Below are 16,131 nucleotides of genomic sequence, written 5' to 3' on the forward strand. Positions count from 1 at the left end.
GTCTTACGAATTAAACACCTTCAAAGAACTCAAGAGCTTTACTATCTTCGCTCAGTTGAACGATAGCTTTTTTCCAGTCAGAACGTTTACCGAAATATTTACCTACGCGCTTCGGCTTACCTTTAACACGCATTGTATTTACGTTTACGACTTTCACATCGAAAATGCGTTGAACCGCATCTTTGATTTCCGTTTTATTCGCACGTAAATCAACTTCGAATACGTATTTGTTGCTGCCCATCATGTCAGCAGTACGTTCGGTAATAACCGGGCGCTTGATAATATCGCGAGGATCTTTCATTATACAAGCACCTCCTCAACTTTAGCGACTGCATCCTGCGTAATCAGCAACTTGTCATGATGCAGAACATCAAGAACGTTGATTCCATTAGCGGAAACGAACTTCACGCCAGGAATGTTGCGAGCGGACAGCGCTACATTGTCGTTATAGTCACCTGTTACAACAAGCACTTTGTTGTCCACTTTCAGATTTCCGAGCACTTTCACCATTTCTTTGGTTTTTGGTGCATCGAAGTTTAGAGCGTCCAATACTACGATTTCCTCGTTCTTTACTTTACTAGAAAGAGCGGATTTAATCGCCAGACGACGAACCTTCTTAGGAAGCTTGTAAGAATAGCTGCGAGGAGTCGGTCCGAAAACCACACCACCGCCAACCCATTGTGGGGAGCGAATGCTACCTTGACGAGCGCGTCCTGTTCCTTTTTGTTTCCAAGGCTTACGGCCACCGCCTCTTACCGCAGAGCGGTTTTTCACAGCATGCGTACCAGCACGACGGGAAGCCTGCTGCATGATAATTGCGTCGGCAAGCACTGCTTCGTTCGGTTCGATACCGAATACTGCATCGGACAGTTCGATTTCACCTACTTGAGAGCCGGCTTGATTGAAAAGTGTTACTTTAGGCATTGCGAGTCCTCCTTTCCTGCTTATTTGCTGCCTTTAATCGCAGATTTTACAACTACGAAGCTATTTTTAGGGCCTGGGATAGCGCCTTTAATCAACAGCAAGTTGCGCTCTGTATCAACAGAAACAACTTCAAGATTTTGCACTGTAATTTTTTCTCCGCCCATACGTCCAGGCAATGCTTTGCCTTTCGGTACACGGTTCGCAGCAACCGGACCCATAGAACCCGGACGACGATGGTAACGGGAACCGTGAGCCATTGGTCCACGAGCTTGACCGTGACGTTTGATAGAACCAGCGAAACCTTTACCTTTCGATGTTCCGGTTACGTCAACAACGTCTCCCTCTGCAAAAATATCAGCTTTTAACTCTTGACCTACTTCGTATCCAGCTAAATCGATGTTACGAAGTTCACGAACGAAGCGCTTAGGTGTTGTATTAGCTTTTGCTGCATGGCCTTTTTCAGGCTTGTTGGCACGCACTTCTTTCTTGTCAGCGAAACCAATTTGAATTGCTTCATATCCATCAGTGGTTTGATCTTTCTTTTGAAGAACCACGCAAGGACCTGCTTCGATAACGGTTACTGGAACTACGATACCTTCAGCAGTAAAAACCTGGGTCATCCCAACTTTTTTACCTAAGATTCCTTTGGTCATGATAGCCACCTCCTATTGAGTAATCAAATTCATGTATTTAGTACGTTCATTTATTGTCGATTCATATGTTCGTTCAAACTTAAACTTACAGTTTGATTTCAATGTCCACACCAGATGGCAGGTCCAAACGCATCAGCGAATCAACCGTTTGTGGTGTTGGATTCACAATGTCGATTAAGCGCTTATGTGTGCGCATCTCGAACTGTTCACGGGAATCCTTATATTTGTGCACCGCACGCAGAATCGTGAAGACGTTGCGTTCAGTTGGAAGTGGAATCGGGCCGGATACCTCTGCACCGGAACGCTTCGCAGTATCAACAATCTTCTCTGCGGACTGGTCAAGAATTCTGTGATCGTATGCTTTCAAGCGAATACGAATTTTTTGTTTTGCCATTTTAGTCCCTCCTTTGTCGCCTATTTTGATAAACAGACAATTCTCAGCGGAAAAACCCGACCTCCAGGCCATGGCATCGGAGCCTGGTGTGTCAGCAACCTCCCGCGTCATCGCGTTCATCAAACCAACATTCAACATTATATCGAAAATATAGGTTGAATGCAAGGTTTTTCTCGTTCTGTATCATTTTTAAATAATGACTCAGACCTTGAATATTCTATCGTATACGAGTTTAAAAAGCAAGAGATGAGCCCTACTTTTTTATCTGGTCTTAATTTTACACTTCTATACAGATTACTTGTTTAGCACCAAATCGTTTTCTTCTCTAATTCTTTCCTATATATATGCACCTTTCAAATGCATAAATCGTCACCAGCTTTCACACGTTAAAGAGGATGAAGTGGAATTCCTACCGCAAACTTATAATACGAGGAGATGAAAACAATGGCTCAGAAAAATAAAAAGAAACAAGATATCCAGGATGTGCATACGCTGATTAATCAAATGGAAAAAACACCGACCACTTCAAATCTGGTGAATGAAATTGAACAGGATGAAATAAACTATCGTGATACCGGCGTGCAGGATCAAAAACAATAAAGTAAAACTCCTGTCAGTGAGTGTGTTCTTCCTCCCCTACTAATGGAAATTACACTTATCGAGGTCTTACTGCCCATTAGACCAAAATAAAAGCGAACGAGACTCTAACCAGTTGTATGGAGTCTCGTTTGTATGTCTCTATTCCCTCCTCTCTCCCAATCATGTAATCACTCCCTCAAAAACAGCCATTTATAGACATTTTTAATTTTCGCCTATTCTAACAAGGACGTTATATACCTATGTTTGGCTTAACTCAATAAAAAGGGTTGTGATTCCCCAAACAAAGTGATACTATGCCTATAGAAAAAACAAACGTTGAAGGGAATTGTTGCTATGCAAGGGATCTCCGAACTGTTCTGGGAAGCCTCAATAGAAGAGATTAAGCGCGGCTATGTCTATCAGGAAGAGGCCGAGCAGTATATCTGCTTAATCTGTGGCCGACGATTTAACCGGGGCATGATTTATCCTTATGAGGACACACTATATGAAGCTGAGAAGTTTACCAGGCTGCATATTACGCATGAGCATGGCTCTACGTTCGATTTCCTGCTTAGCTTAGATAAGAAGCTGACCGGCCTTACTGAGCACCAGAAAGCCATCGTCCGCTACTTCCGGGAAGGAATAAGCGACAGTGATATCGTTAAAGAGCTAGGCGGAGGCAGTACATCAACAATACGTAACCATCGCTTTACGCTTAGGGAGAAAGCAAAACAGGCCAAGATTATGCTCGCGATTATGGATCTGGTGGAAGAAAGAACAACAAAGCCAAACAAATTCATCAGTATCCCTCGTAGTGCAGTCATGGTGGACGAACGTTTTGCTATTACCGAAGAAGAGAATGAAGCCATTCTGCATACCTACTTCAACCAGGGTAAAGACGGGCCGCTGACCGAGTTTCCCAAGAAGGAGAAGCGCAAGGTAGCTATTCTGAAGCACATTGCACAGCGTTTCGAACTAAACCGGCAATATACCGAGAAAGAAGTAAATGAAATACTGAAGGAAATCTATCCGGATTACGTTACAATTAGGCGTTATCTAATCGAATACGGTTTTATGGAGCGCTATCCTGATTGCAGCGCGTATTGGATAAAGCCTTAACGAAAAAAGCGGACTTCGAATACATCGGAGCCCGCTTTTGCTTTACTTTGTTTTATCGGATGCATGCTTCATAAGCAGCGAAATTTCTTTAACTAACTTCTTAGAAGAAGGCGACGTTGCTTGCATTTCTTTCTTTATGCGATCAATCGCTGCGACCGCATCCTTTTGCTCTACTGTTAAAATCCGAACATTATTCCCGAACATCTCCGCAATTTCTCCTCTGGCAGCTTCAAGGTTATCTGAAGCAGGTACGCCCGGTGTTCCTGATGTACCCCCTGTTCCATTTGTCTGCTCTCCACCTACTTTACCGGGAGGGAGCGTTTCGGGAGGACGACTCATATTCGCTGTTCCTGTACCTGATGTTCCTGATGTACCATTCAATACTTTATTCTGCATTGGATCATAGCTTGTAGAAACTATTTCCTTCTTCTCTCTTCCGAGAATTACTGCATCGTCGAGCACAAGCACTTTGATGCCTTCAATCCCTGCTCCGGTTAATCTGGATTGTAAATGCGCGGATATGCCTCCTTCATGAAGCCCCGAACTTCCAATAGTACTGTATACGGACATGCCCGCATTTTGCGAAGTATTTCCTTCATAGTTGTTGGCTTTAACTGTCGAGCCTTCCATTCTGCCCGTATCTTCATTATAACCAGGAATCTGAATCTTTCCGCTATCTGGATGAACGTGTTCTTGTACGTTCGCATTCGCAGTCGGGGGTGCTGCATTTCCATTCTGATTTCCTTGATTGTTGCATCCAGCAAGAATTGCAAGTGCCAGTGCTACAACAACTCCTGTGCTTACCCAATTTCTCTGCATTGTTGTATCCTCCGTCCTTACCAAGTTATGTTTTAAACTATCTGCACGCTTAGTTTTCCCTTTATTTTCCTTTCTAATACGGGCAGTCTCTTAATTTTGAACAAAATTTTCATGCAAGAAAGTTTAATAGTTACCGCCTTTGTACAAAAAGATAATAGACATACAAAACAGGAGGTAAATAGATTGCCCAACGAAGATAAAACAAAGAAAAAAACAGATGTATCCGTATCAAGACGAAACTTCCTGAAAAAATCCGGATACGTACTTGGAGGCGTACTCGCAGGTGGAGTCATTGGAAGCTTAGTGAATGCTGGAGGAAAAAACCCACCTTCAGCCAATCCGCAACAACCAACATCCACTCCCTCTGATTACAACCAGGCATTGATGTATTTTAGACAGGATCAATTTCGCATCGTAGAAGCCGCGACCGAGCGGATTTTTCCTGGTGACGACATCGGGCCTGGAGCGAAGGCCTTGGGTGTCGCTTTTTTCATCGATCATCAGCTGGCTGGTGATTGGGGCTTCAACGGCAGGGATTACATGCAGCCTCCTTTTTATAAAGGGGAAGCTGTACAAGGCTATCAAGGCCGCTTAAAACGAAGAGAAATTTTTGATATTGCATTGCAGGAAATGCAAAACTACAGCCAAAGCAAATACAAGAAAGGTTTCGTTGATTTGACGCCGGAACAGCAGGATGCTGTACTTACCGCGTTTGAGAAGGACGAGGTAAAATTGACAACTGTTTCTCCCAGTGGATTTTTCCGCATGCTGAGAAACGCAACGATTGAGGGTGTGTACGCAGATCCGTTGTATGGCGGAAATAAAAATATGGATGGATGGAAGCTCAAAAACTATCCCGGCAACCAGATGGCGTATACACAAATCATCGACAAAGATGAATTCACAAAAATACCGCCAAAAAGCCTAAAAGACCATCTCCATTGAAGCGAAGAAAGGTGAAAAAAATGAAAAAGTTACCGAAAGTTGACGTCGTCATAGTAGGCGTAGGCTGGGGCGGCGGAATCATTGCTTCAGAGCTGACAAAAAAGGGAATGAAAGTAGTAGGATTAGAACGAGGCAAGGAGCGAAAAACCGAAGATTACCTGATGGTACACGACGAACTTCGTTACGCTTACCGCTATGAATTAATGCAGGATCTTTCTAAAGAAACCATTACGTTCCGCAGCAACGAACGAATTCGTGCCCTTCCGATGAGACAATACGGCTCCTTCTTAATCGGGGATGGCATCGGTGGCGCCGGAGTCCATTGGAATGGTCAAAACTATCGTTTCCTTCCCTATGACTTCCAAATTAAGAGCAAAACGATAGAGCGCTATGGCAAAAATAAAATTCCTGACGGCATGACCATACAGGATTGGGGTATTACATACGAGGAACTAGAGCCATACTTCGATAAATTCGAGAAAATGGCCGGCATCTCCGGGGAAGAGAACCCGCTAGCAGGCAAACGCTCTGCCAAGTATCCTAATCCTCCAATGAAAACAACGCCATCGATGAGAATGTTTATTGATACAGCAAAAAAAATGAAACTCCATCCTTATATTCTACCTTCTGCTAATCTATCTCAAGCATATACTAATCCAGATGGAGTTGCACGCGCAGCGTGTCAATACTGCGGCTACTGTGAACGCTTCGGATGTGAATATGGAGCTAAGGCCGACCCGGTTGTTACGGTTATTCCTGTCGCAAAAAAAACCGGCAACTTCGAGATTCGAACGCACTCTTATGTTCGCCGGATTTTGCATAAAGGCGGAAAAGCTACCGGGGTTATGTATACGGACGTAACGACTGGAGAAGAAATTGAACAGCCAGCCGATATCGTCGTTGTTACAAGCTATGTGTTCAATAATGTACGCCTGCTGTTAAACTCGAAGTTAGGCCGTCCATATGAACCATCAACCGGGAGAGGCGTCATCGGTAAAAACTATGCTTATCAGGTAATGAGAGGTAGTGCCTTGGGCTTTTTTGATAATAAAGAATTCAATACTTTTGCTGGTGCTGGCGCCCTTGGAGCAAGCTTGGATGACTACAATGGTGATAATTTTGATCATTCTGACGTAAACTTTATTCATGGCGGCAACATTGCTATGACCCAAACTGGGCTTAGACCTATTGCCAATAATCCAGTTCCCAAAGGGACGCCAAGCTGGGGTAAAGAATTTAAGACCCAATCCGTTAAATACGCTAATCGGACATTAACTGTTGCCGGTCAGGGCTCATCGATGCCTTTTAAACATCACTATCTGGATCTTGATCCGGTATATAAGGATGCCTTTGGAGATCCGCTCATCCGCATGACCTTTGATTTTGAAGAACAGGACCGCCAACTTGCCAAGTTTCTGGCTACAAAATGCGGGGACATTCTCAAAGAAATGGGGGCAAACCGCGTTGACGTTAACATAAACTTGGGGCCTTACGATATTATGCCGTATCAATCTACACACAATACCGGCGGAGTCATTATGGGGAATAGCCCGGATACATCGGCCGTAAATAACTACCTACAGATGTGGGATGCAGAAAATGTATTCGTAATAGGCGCTTCCGCTTTTCCGCATAATAGTGGCTATAACCCTACCGGAACGGTAGGAGCTCTCGCTTACCGTGCCGCTGAAGGTATCATCAAATACCATCAAAAAGGCGGTTCACTTGTATGATAAGCAATATCGGCATTCCTGGCTTGATTCTCATTCTTGTGATTGCGCTTATTGTTTTCGGCCCGCAGAAGCTGCCGCAGATTGGTCGCGGCGCAGGCGATGCCCTGCGCGAATTCCGACAATCTACAAAAGGAATTCTGGAGGATTCGCCAGAGCCACAAAATCCAGATAAAAAAACGTAAATTTCCTATAAAAAAACAGTCCTGTCGCTCAGGACTGTTTTTTCTTCATTATTGTATCTGTCTGCTTATGCTTGATTAATCTTCCGGTTAATCTCACGGCTAATCTCTGCTAACTCACCTGCCAGCTCAGCAACATTGCTGGAGGCGTCACGCATTTCCTGTGAGACCATCTCCAGATTTTTAATATCGGAGGTTACCTTCTTAATGCCAGCAAGCGACTCAGTGATCGCCTTCATGATATCCTGAAAACTCGTTTTTGCCTCGGAAGCATGACTGATTCCCGCCTCTACCATATCAGTCGTTCCATTCAGCGAACTTACTACCTCCTGTACATCCGTCTGTGAAACTTGTACCAATTCAGAGATTTCGGTTAGTGCTTTACTGGTGTCATCGGCCAGTTTCTTCACTTCATTCGCCACTACCATGAAGCTACGACCATGTTCTCCGCCAGCACGCGAAGCTTCAATAGCTGCATTGAGCGCTAGAATGTTGGTCATCTTAGAGATTTTCTGGATAAATTCGATGATGGTCTCGATTTGATTAGAGCTCTCGCTCAGCTTTAGGATTTTCTTATGCACACCCTTGAAGAACGCCTCGATTTGCTCCATTGTCTCGAAGGTCCTGTCAATAATCTCCTCTCCTGTTGTTGCATGTACTACGATATTTTCGGAACTCGCCTCAATTCGTTGCGCATCCTCGTATACCTTCTCTGTCGCGTAAAACATCTCGCTCGCAGACGAGCTGGTTTCCTCTGCCGTAGCGGCCAGTGTTTCACCCGATTCTACTAGTTTACGTTGTACCTGTTTAATCTCTTCCTGCACACGCATTCGATCCTTAATATAAATAGCGATATACGATTCCATAATAATTTGGGTATCAAGGTTAATCAGCCCTGATAGTGCTGTGGTAAGTTCAATCCCCCTGGTTACGTCATGGCGAACATACTTCTCCATTATGCGCTGAATAAAGAACTCCATAATCACCTGATTGGCGGCAATATACCAACTGGGCAAGAGGCGAACTCTGTTATGGACGTCACCGATGCGCATCCGGTTCTTCACATAGTCCAGGTCTACTTGGTCTGTAGCTAGACTCTCACAATACCTGACAAACGTTTTACCCAGCCTCTCTACTGTGGAATTCTCCCGAATAATACTCTGAAGCTCGTCGTTTTCCATAAGCTTCTTATAGAAAACCTCTACCAGCTCGTGTGCAAGCTCGCTTATCAGCGATTTACTTTCCACCAAAAGCTTCAATCGGGAAGGTGTAAGATTAAGAAAACGCTTACGTTCCTCCAATTCCGCTTCTGTTATATGTTCGAATACGTTAGGTCTTCCACTCTGCGTTCGTTCCTGATAATCTTCCATCTGATTTTCTAATGTAGGATGCATATTTCTTCTCTCCTTTATCTGTCTCAGGGTATTCTATATCCTCGGGTATAAATCCCACATGATTCCGTTTTTGTATCTTTTTATAATATATCTATTTTATCATATTTTTCTTCCGAACATGACATTTATCATATGCATTCGATAGGTTTTCTTCCAGATAACTAACCATTGGTCGCAGGTATATAGAATTAAAAACGCTTGTTTTTTCTTTTTTCTTACTTCCAACCACAAAAAAACGCCAGTGTATCAAAATAGCCGTATACAAAAACGCTGTATCTGTAGTAACAATTTACATTATACTTTACCTAATGGAATTTATATCCACGATGTATCACATAAACGAATTTAACTACATTTTTCATTGCTTTACTTATTTACACTTGAAAGGAGAATTTTTTCATCGTGAAGAAACCATTGTATAAAAAATGGTGGTTTTGGTTGTTATCTTTAACTATGCTTGTAGCTATTGGGTATGCAGGAGAGAATAAGCAGCGAAAAGACGCTGTAGCAGCAGTAGCTCCGTCAGCAAATAGTACACGACTTGCCGAACAAGCTAAAGAGAAAACAACACCCACTGAAGAGCCAAAGCAAGAAGCTAGTAATAGCAAACATCAAAAACTGGTTTTACAATTCGAACAACAAATATATGAAATCGAAAAAACAGCCTCAGCAGCTGGTGAAAAATACAATATCGTTGCTGAAAAGTTCAGCAACGGACAAGCAAGCCTCTCCGATGCATACGAGGCAGCCAACAATGCCAAGAAAGAATGTGAAGCTGTACAACGTGCATATAACAAATTGCGCGTTCCGGCCGGCTTACCAGATAATATATCGACTCTTCTTGCTGAATCAAAAAACAAGCTTTCTATCGCGTATTCCTCAAAAACAAAAACAATGGAATATTTAATGAGTTTTCTGCATGATAAAAAGCCAAGCTCTCTTGAAATGATGAAAAAAGAAGGCGATTTTTCCAATCGGCTTGTATTACAAGGAATTACGAAGCTGATGAGAGCCAAAGAGTTAACTGGCCTTAAGAGCGAGGTTTAGAAAAAATAACCCTGACATATATCCTTTTTCATCTAGGATTTCATGTCGGGGTTATTTTTGATCTGCTCATGCAACACAGCCTTCAGTCAAAAGTCAGTAGTTACGTTTTTATAAAAGCCCGGATAGAGGTATAGAATAAAAAATTCATTAAAAGACAGGAGATGATTTATCTTGTTAACAGCCTTGCTTATTTTTGGCATGCAACTTATATTAATGCCCATCGTTACACTGCGTACCATTCTTCTTGTAAAAAATGAAACCAAGAAGGCGTCTGCCATAGGTGTGTTAGAAGCGGTTATCAACGTTTTAAGTTTGGGGATTGTTTTTTCTGACATGTCTCGCATCATTAATATAGCGGCTTATGCTTTAGGGTTCGGGTGTGGACTTTATATAGGTGGTTTAGTCGAAAGAAAATTAGCAATTGGCTATGTTACTTATCAAGTCAGCCTACTAGATAAAAACTATGAATTAATTGATACCCTACGAAAGGAAGGGTTTGGCGTTACCATTTTTGAGACCGAAGGGATTAGTGCCCGTCGCTCTCGCTTGGAAGTACTAGCTAAAAGAACACGAGAAAAAGAGCTATTAGCTATCATTAATGAAATAGCTCCAAAAGCGTTTGTTGTTTCTTATGAGACTCGTACTTTTAAGGGAGGGTATTTAACAAAGGTAATGAAGAAAAACGAGAAATTAAATACGAACGAAAAAACAGTACAGCGACATAACTAACCCAATCCACTCGCTACTGGCACACTATTATAATTCATCTTAGAGTTGAACCTGACATGGTATCCTTCTTTGTAAAGGATACTATGTCAGGCTTTTTATTTCTGACCTCTTTTAAGAGGTTGGTACACATTCTCAGTGAATTGTTTCATAATCAATGGAAGCTGCTGATCACGACGGAAAAGCAGCACATTAACCAGCTTTTCTCTTTCGTATGCGGATACTTGCCACTCATCAGGAATAAGAGATACGATTTCTTCCAGCAAAAGTCGCGGGATGGTTCGGATGATTTGCAATTGTTTCTCGAAAGCCGCTTCATCCTTAATAAACCGTCCCATAATTTGATGTGTAGCACTTCGCAGGAGAGTATCCGGCAGCGCCTCCAGCTCGGAAAGAGACCAGGAGTAGGACCCTAGAATCTCTGACTGATCAATCATCCACAATCTATACTCGCCAGTCGCCTCTTCCTGAAGCAAAATATTTTTCCGGGTGCGATCGCGATTATATAGCCAGTAATCTAGCAGAATAATACCGGCAAGCGAATCAACATTCGTAATTATCTCCATATTAGAAGCTGTATATCCATTCTTACAATTTTCAATATAAAGAGAGGCAAACTGTCGCTTTGTATAAACAAAGCGATCCATATCAGGAATATTGCCATAAAACTCTGGAGGAATCTCCACTATGCGAGCACACGGTACAGGAAGTTGCATAAACCTTGCCAAACAGTAGCCGATCCACTCATTGGCAAGCATCTTTTCAAATTCCGGTTTAAGGAATTTGACAACATAATCGCGTCCATCATCAAATGTGATGAGGTGGGCACCCGATTTCCCTTCTACCTTTCTTTGATATGCTACAGGCTGAATCATGGATACTTCACCTTCCCAACGAGTGTTCGCAACAGTTCGGTATAACGTGGTGCGATACACTCCATGGCGAATTTCTCCTGCACCTGTCTGACGGCGGCGCGCGACATCTTTTCATACCTTGCTTGGTCCATGTCTACAATTCTATATATGTGCTTTATCGCCTCGCGTGTATGCCCCTCGCGAAAAAGAAGCCCGGTTTTACGATGTATGACAAGTTCAGGAAGAGAAGTGACTCCCGGAGCAACAACCGGCACGCCGCAAGCCATTGCTTCGATGAATGTATTTCCAAACGATTCCCCTCGTGTTGTAGCGAGGGTGCAACCGCCGGTTTCGCGAATTTTTGCATATATATGAGGCATTTCCTGATACGGAATCACTGGAAACCACTTTACAATATCATCAAGCTTCTGTTCGATTCTCCGTGCAGCGAATTTGTCCCGCTGTACGCTTTGCGCACCACCAATAACCCAGAACTCTATGTCATTCCGCTCTTTTTGAATAAGGTCGGCAATTCGCAACAACAGCTTCCAGTTTTTCCGCCTATCAATCCGGCCAATCCAACCGATTACCTTTTTACCCGCGGTTACGGTAGGAGGTGTATTGTGGTGGATATCAGCTCCAGCTATAGGTCGAAAAAACGATGTATCGACGCCATTATAAATTACCTGAATGGGAATGTTCTCTGTAAGAATAGAAGCCAGACGTTTTTGATAGAGGGAAGGAACAACAATCGTAGCTGGTTGAATCGGGCGAAAATCCTTGATATGGGGACTAAGCTTATTTATCTCCGGCGTACGCGCCTCTATAATCACCGGACCGTCAAATTCTGCCTTTCCCAGCCAACGATAGGCGTCTGCTGTATCGACTACAATAATTGCATCATAACGTCCGTTCCGAATAATAGATACGATTTTATTTTCATCTTTCGTCAAATAAACTGGGGCGACACCGTCCATAATATGCAATCCACCGCGATCAGTCGTATACAGAAATTCTGTGAAAATCCCTTGCTGTTTAAAGTAAATGGCGCGATTCCTCCAACCAGCGTTCACCCCTCCTACCGTCAAAAGACGCCAAATAACCAGTACTTTCATAATAACCTCCTGTCACTGGACCTTTATGTGGCAGGTGATGGAATTATGATTTTGACTTTTTCTGTTTCTTCTTCTTGCCTTCATTTAGAAGTCTATGAACATTTTTCATAACGTCTTCGATTAGCGGCTTTTGTTTTGATGCTTCTTGCTGGCTTTGTTTTGACGCCCACTGCTGTTGACTTTGTTTTTGTAGCTCCTTAACATAATCAGGTAGCTTCCTCTTCTTTTTGCCCATTTCTCCCCATTCCTTTCTCTCCTGTTTTTCCAGGAATGCATCAATTTTTCCCTTGACCTTTTCTGGGTCACGCCCTTGCAACACCAAGACTTTTATCCATTCTTCCTTAAAAACCTTGCGCACAAGTCCTTCCAGCTTTGCGTAGTGCTTCTTTTGATCATCGACTGTTAGTAGCGATTCAGAAAGTTCAATGGCAATGCCCTCTGCGTCTTCTAGCCTTTTACTGAACAACGTTTTGAACATGTGACGGGCGCTCTCTTCCATTTCCATATAGTGCTGCCATTCAGCATATAACTTAGGATTCATCTCCCGTACATGTGAAAGAAAAAGCTCTTTATACTCGTCACCCAGACTAGTCAGCAATTTTCTTGGATACGGGTACGTCCGATCGCGCCAGACGGTCCTGCCAACATCAATAACCTTTAATGTTCCATCTTGTTGGAGATAAATTTGTCTTTTGTGGTGATCGATGCGATCAAAGCCAATCTGTTGAAACGTAACCAGCATTTCGATTAACTTAAGCGATAGCTCTTTCGTTAATGGCTGTGATTGCAAATATTCGCGTAGGTCAATACCTCTGACCATCTCCATTACAATATAGTTTTGACCTTTACTGTAAATGCGCGGAAAAAGGCCTGTTTCCTGTCCGAGCGAGAGGGCATAATGTTCACGCTCGCAATCTTCAGGGTTGCCGTACACTTTGGCACATGTATTTTCATCGATTTGAAATACAGCTCCCTGCCGTCCTTTGCCGATCATGGTAAGGGATGTGGGATTTTCGACCTCTACGTCCGCCTGCTCTTGATTGATTACCTTGATTTTTTTAAGCTGCTGTGCGATCTCTTGATCATTCATTCTGTGTCCCCCTTTCCTCCGCTCGCGGGGAATATAAGATGAGAATCGCTGCCAAGTATGAAGCGCAATGAAGATTCTTGCATATGGGCCCCCTGCAACGTAACATGCTGGCCAAAAATGCTGTGCGAGATAGGAGAAGGAATATCAAGGATTCTAGCCTTCTTCAGACAAATGCTGTTCTCTATTGTGCAATTCATTAACTCTGTTCCGTCTTGAATGGATACATAAGGACCCACTACAGCATTTTTTAGTGTACATTGATTCCCGATAATGACAGGACCTTTTAAGACACAGTTTTCCAGCTTTGTTTGTGCGCCGACTTGCACTTCGTTTCCTAATTGTCGGGACAGCATCCAGCGATTGGCCTCCAGCCATCGTTGTAGTGTACCTACGTCCGTATATGGCTCTTTCGTAATCGAATAGGCAAGCGGAAATCCATGTTGGATGAGCCATTGGATTGCATCAGTAATTTCGTATTCTCCTCTTGCGGAAGGTTGAATATGCTGAATGGCCATGAAAATATTTGCATCAAATAAATATGTGCCAATGACAGCCAATTTGCTGCGTGGCCGTTTTGGCTTCTCTTCAATGCTTACAATCCGGTTGTCACTGATTTCGGCAATCCCATAATCCTGTGGAGTATCCACTTCCGCAAGAAGTAGTGCGCTTTTATCTCCCCCGGACGCTGCAATCAGCGTTTCAAGCGGCTCAGCAGTTAAGTTATCTCCTAACAGAAGCAGAAAGGAATCCGTACCGACAAACTCTTGCGCACTGGCAAGTGCATGAGCAACTCCCAACTGTTCTGTCTGAAAAATGTAATGAAATGTAACTGGTAAATTACTTGAAGCAAGATAATCAACGATACTTTTTTGTTGCGGATTCATGACAATGCCGATTTCCTCGATTCCTATATCGGTCATTCGATTGATACAATGCTCAAGTAACGACCGATTGGCTACTGGGAGCAATGTTTTAGGAAGTGTACTCGAAAATGGCTTCATTCTTTTGGCTTTTCCCGCGCAAAGGATAACTCCTTTCATCAGTAATCGCCTCTTTCACCAATACCGATGCCGACATAACAATACCCCAAATCACGCATAGCAGATGGATCAAGCGCATTCCTGCCATCAAACAGATAAGGCTGTGTTACCAAGCCTTTCACTTTGCTCCAGTCCAGATCAAGAATCTCTCTCCACTCCGTAGCAAGAATAATCGCGTCCGCCCCCTTTAACGCTTCATAAGGCGTCAGCTTATACACTACTTGGGGATATATTTTTTTGACGTGTTCCATCCCCTGTGGATCGTAGGCGTTGACAACCGCTTTGTTTTGCAACAGCTGTTCAATGATTTTTAACGAGGGAGCTTCACGGGTATCATCTGTTTCCGGTTTGAATGTCAAGCCGAGCAATGTAATTCTCTTCCCTGAAAAAGAACCCATGGTACGCTGAATTCTTTTCATAAACCAGGTAACCTGCGTCTGATTAACATCAGAAGCAGCTTGTAGAATAGGAAGTACTATTTTCTGTTCTCTAGCCAGATTAAGCAGTGCAGTGGTATCTTTCGGAAAGCAGGAACCGCCATAGCCGATGCCGGCACGAAGAAATTGTGGACCGATCCGGCTATCCATTCCCATTCCTTCGGTTACTTTCATAATGTTGGTTCCTGTTTTCTCACAAAGTCGTGCCAGTTCATTTACGAAAGAGATTTTTGTTGCCAGAAATGCATTCGCGGCGTATTTAATCATTTCTGCATCGCGGATGGTTGTATAAAGAATAGGTGCCTGTGCTCTTTCATAAAGTGTCGCCATCACCTTCTTTGCTGTCTCTGTTTCACAGCCGATTACTACCCGTTCGGGATGGAGCGCATCGTAAAGCGCTCTGCCTTCTCGAAGAAACTCTGGATTAGAGACAATATCGACGGAAAAAGACAGATTCCTTTTCTTCAATTCATCAGTAATGATCGCTTTAATTTTATCTCCTGTACCCACTGGAACGGTGCTTTTCGTAACAACGACTTTGTATCTATCCATCATTTGTCCAATCTGTCTTGCTACCATTTCTACATACGATAAATCTGCGGAGCCGTCCGGGGAAGAGGGTGTACCGACAGCGATAAATAGAACATCGCACCTCGCTATCCCTTGTTTCAAGTCGTCCGTAAAAGAAAGATTTCCACTACCTCTATATTGTTCCAGTCTCTTTTCTAGACCCTCTTCATAGAATGGAAGAACTGATCGGTTAAGTTTGGAAATCTTCTCCCGGTCGCTGTCGATAGCGATGACTTTGTGATCCCAAGCAGCAAACGCAATGCTTGTTGTTGTGCCTACATATCCTGTTCCGATAACCGCCACATCCACATGAGTCACCCCACTCATACCTTTTCGAAAATTTTAAAATTATTAATGCAGTATATGCTGTAAGGGCATAAAGGAAGCGGCAAACGCATATAGGCGAATATGTATTTTTGTATAGTCGCTTTACAATTCATAATAAAAATATACAAACTGTGTTTGCTAGCTCGCATTCGCGTCGAACTGGACTTGGCGATGCAAGTGCAACGC

Annotated in this window: 18 protein-coding genes; 7 read left to right on the forward strand and 11 right to left on the reverse strand. The window is 43.2% G+C overall.

All coding sequences use genetic code 11. The features are described 5' to 3' along the window. Window positions 1-10 precede the first annotated feature (10 nt). From rplW to rpsJ, 4 genes are all read right to left on the reverse strand, one after another. Window positions 11-301, reverse strand: a complete 291-nt coding sequence (gene rplW / locus AF333_RS27295; RefSeq protein WP_021624762.1) for a 50S ribosomal protein L23 — start codon at window positions 299-301, stop codon at window positions 11-13. Then, window positions 301-924: a 50S ribosomal protein L4 gene (gene rplD / locus AF333_RS27300; protein WP_043066240.1), complete on the reverse strand. Its 624-nt coding sequence runs from the start codon at window positions 922-924 to the stop codon at window positions 301-303. Before rplD ends, rplW begins: the two co-directional genes overlap by 1 nt. 20 nt (window positions 925-944) lie before the next feature. Continuing rightward, window positions 945-1,577, reverse strand: coding sequence for a 50S ribosomal protein L3 (gene rplC / locus AF333_RS27305; RefSeq protein WP_043066239.1), 633 nt, complete (start codon window positions 1,575-1,577; stop codon window positions 945-947). Window positions 1,578-1,662: 85 nt separating this feature from the next. Beyond that, entirely contained in the window at window positions 1,663-1,971 is a 309-nt protein-coding gene (rpsJ, locus tag AF333_RS27310; RefSeq protein WP_040305031.1) for a 30S ribosomal protein S10, read from the reverse strand. A 444-nt stretch (window positions 1,972-2,415) separates the two neighbouring features. Between rpsJ and AF333_RS34005 the strand changes: the two genes are divergently transcribed. Together AF333_RS34005 and AF333_RS27315 are read left to right on the forward strand one after the other, a co-directional pair. Then, entirely contained in the window at window positions 2,416-2,571 is a 156-nt protein-coding gene (locus AF333_RS34005; RefSeq protein WP_158502415.1) for a hypothetical protein, read from the forward strand. A 333-nt stretch (window positions 2,572-2,904) separates the two neighbouring features. Beyond that, window positions 2,905-3,669, forward strand: a complete 765-nt coding sequence (locus tag AF333_RS27315) for a DUF2087 domain-containing protein (RefSeq protein WP_043066238.1) — start codon at window positions 2,905-2,907, stop codon at window positions 3,667-3,669. Between the two features lie 42 nt (window positions 3,670-3,711). Here AF333_RS27315 and AF333_RS27320 read toward each other — a convergent pair whose 3' ends face one another. Beyond that, entirely contained in the window at window positions 3,712-4,488 is a 777-nt protein-coding gene (locus AF333_RS27320) for a hypothetical protein (protein ID WP_052812097.1), read from the reverse strand. Window positions 4,489-4,671: 183 nt separating this feature from the next. On the opposite strand from AF333_RS27320, the gene AF333_RS27325 reads away from it, so the two are divergent. From AF333_RS27325 to tatA, 3 genes are read left to right on the forward strand one after another with little or no spacing between them, the layout of a single operon-like run. Next, window positions 4,672-5,433 (forward strand): gluconate 2-dehydrogenase subunit 3 family protein, encoded by a 762-nt coding sequence (locus AF333_RS27325; protein ID WP_043066237.1) that lies wholly within the window; start codon window positions 4,672-4,674, stop codon window positions 5,431-5,433. A gap of 20 nt (window positions 5,434-5,453) precedes the next feature. Then, on the forward strand, window positions 5,454-7,166 hold the full coding sequence (locus AF333_RS27330) for a GMC family oxidoreductase (RefSeq protein WP_043066236.1): 1,713 nt from the start codon (window positions 5,454-5,456) through the stop codon (window positions 7,164-7,166). Then, window positions 7,163-7,348, forward strand: coding sequence for a twin-arginine translocase TatA/TatE family subunit (gene tatA / locus AF333_RS27335; protein ID WP_043066235.1), 186 nt, complete (start codon window positions 7,163-7,165; stop codon window positions 7,346-7,348). The genes AF333_RS27330 and tatA overlap by 4 nt, the downstream gene beginning before the upstream one ends. 65 nt (window positions 7,349-7,413) lie before the next feature. Here tatA and AF333_RS27340 read toward each other — a convergent pair whose 3' ends face one another. After that, window positions 7,414-8,739, reverse strand: a complete 1,326-nt coding sequence (locus tag AF333_RS27340; RefSeq protein ID WP_043066234.1) for a globin-coupled sensor protein — start codon at window positions 8,737-8,739, stop codon at window positions 7,414-7,416. A gap of 402 nt (window positions 8,740-9,141) precedes the next feature. Here AF333_RS27340 and AF333_RS27345 point away from each other — a divergent pair, with 402 nt between their 5' ends. Further along, a complete protein-coding gene (locus tag AF333_RS27345) occupies window positions 9,142-9,786 on the forward strand; it encodes a hypothetical protein (RefSeq protein ID WP_043066233.1) in 645 nt (214 codons plus the stop codon). Window positions 9,787-9,957: 171 nt separating this feature from the next. Next, window positions 9,958-10,515 carry a DUF2179 domain-containing protein gene (locus AF333_RS27350; RefSeq protein WP_043066232.1) on the forward strand — a complete coding sequence of 186 codons (558 nt, stop codon included), beginning with the start codon at window positions 9,958-9,960 and terminating at the stop codon, window positions 10,513-10,515. Window positions 10,516-10,610: 95 nt separating this feature from the next. Here the strand turns inward: AF333_RS27350 and AF333_RS27355 are convergent, their stop codons facing one another. Genes AF333_RS27355 through AF333_RS27375 form a run of 5 tightly spaced genes read right to left on the reverse strand, consistent with a single transcriptional unit; the run spans window position 10,611 to window position 15,927 of the window. After that, window positions 10,611-11,387, reverse strand: a complete 777-nt coding sequence (locus tag AF333_RS27355) for a HipA family kinase (RefSeq protein ID WP_043066231.1) — start codon at window positions 11,385-11,387, stop codon at window positions 10,611-10,613. Next, on the reverse strand, window positions 11,384-12,481 hold the full coding sequence (locus AF333_RS27360; RefSeq protein WP_043066230.1) for a glycosyltransferase family 4 protein: 1,098 nt from the start codon (window positions 12,479-12,481) through the stop codon (window positions 11,384-11,386). Before AF333_RS27360 ends, AF333_RS27355 begins: the two co-directional genes overlap by 4 nt. A 43-nt stretch (window positions 12,482-12,524) precedes the next feature. Then, window positions 12,525-13,571: a hypothetical protein gene (locus AF333_RS27365; RefSeq protein ID WP_043066229.1), complete on the reverse strand. Its 1,047-nt coding sequence runs from the start codon at window positions 13,569-13,571 to the stop codon at window positions 12,525-12,527. After that, complete coding sequence (locus tag AF333_RS27370) at window positions 13,568-14,611, reverse strand: sugar phosphate nucleotidyltransferase (protein WP_043066228.1); 1,044 nt, start codon at window positions 14,609-14,611, stop codon at window positions 13,568-13,570. Before AF333_RS27370 ends, AF333_RS27365 begins: the two co-directional genes overlap by 4 nt. Then, on the reverse strand, window positions 14,611-15,927 hold the full coding sequence (locus tag AF333_RS27375; protein ID WP_052812096.1) for a UDP-glucose dehydrogenase family protein: 1,317 nt from the start codon (window positions 15,925-15,927) through the stop codon (window positions 14,611-14,613). Before AF333_RS27375 ends, AF333_RS27370 begins: the two co-directional genes overlap by 1 nt. Window positions 15,928-16,131: the final 204 nt, after the last annotated feature.

The sequence above is a fragment of the Aneurinibacillus migulanus genome, from assembly GCF_001274715.1.
In the GTDB taxonomy this organism is placed as follows: Bacteria; Bacillota; Bacilli; order Aneurinibacillales; family Aneurinibacillaceae; genus Aneurinibacillus; species Aneurinibacillus migulanus.

Bases quoted from the DNA above. Each gene is read 5' to 3' on its own strand.
- AF333_RS27315 (WP_043066238.1), top strand. From the start codon at position 2,905: ATGCAAGGGATCTCCGAACTGTTCTGGGAAGCCTCAATAGAAGAGATT.
- AF333_RS27355 (WP_043066231.1), bottom strand. From the start codon at position 11,387: ATGATTCAGCCTGTAGCATATCAAAGAAAGGTAGAAGGGAAATCGGGT.
- AF333_RS27340 (WP_043066234.1), bottom strand. From the start codon at position 8,739: ATGCATCCTACATTAGAAAATCAGATGGAAGATTATCAGGAACGAACG.
- AF333_RS27360 (WP_043066230.1), bottom strand. From the start codon at position 12,481: ATGAAAGTACTGGTTATTTGGCGTCTTTTGACGGTAGGAGGGGTGAAC.
- AF333_RS27320 (WP_052812097.1), bottom strand. From the start codon at position 4,488: ATGCAGAGAAATTGGGTAAGCACAGGAGTTGTTGTAGCACTGGCACTT.
- rpsJ (WP_040305031.1), bottom strand. From the start codon at position 1,971: ATGGCAAAACAAAAAATTCGTATTCGCTTGAAAGCATACGATCACAGA.
- tatA (WP_043066235.1), top strand. From the start codon at position 7,163: ATGATAAGCAATATCGGCATTCCTGGCTTGATTCTCATTCTTGTGATT.
- rplC (WP_043066239.1), bottom strand. From the start codon at position 1,577: ATGACCAAAGGAATCTTAGGTAAAAAAGTTGGGATGACCCAGGTTTTT.
- rplD (WP_043066240.1), bottom strand. From the start codon at position 924: ATGCCTAAAGTAACACTTTTCAATCAAGCCGGCTCTCAAGTAGGTGAA.
- AF333_RS27365 (WP_043066229.1), bottom strand. From the start codon at position 13,571: ATGAATGATCAAGAGATCGCACAGCAGCTTAAAAAAATCAAGGTAATC.
- rplW (WP_021624762.1), bottom strand. From the start codon at position 301: ATGAAAGATCCTCGCGATATTATCAAGCGCCCGGTTATTACCGAACGT.
- AF333_RS27370 (WP_043066228.1), bottom strand. From the start codon at position 14,611: ATGAAAGGAGTTATCCTTTGCGCGGGAAAAGCCAAAAGAATGAAGCCA.
- AF333_RS34005 (WP_158502415.1), top strand. From the start codon at position 2,416: ATGGCTCAGAAAAATAAAAAGAAACAAGATATCCAGGATGTGCATACG.
- AF333_RS27330 (WP_043066236.1), top strand. From the start codon at position 5,454: ATGAAAAAGTTACCGAAAGTTGACGTCGTCATAGTAGGCGTAGGCTGG.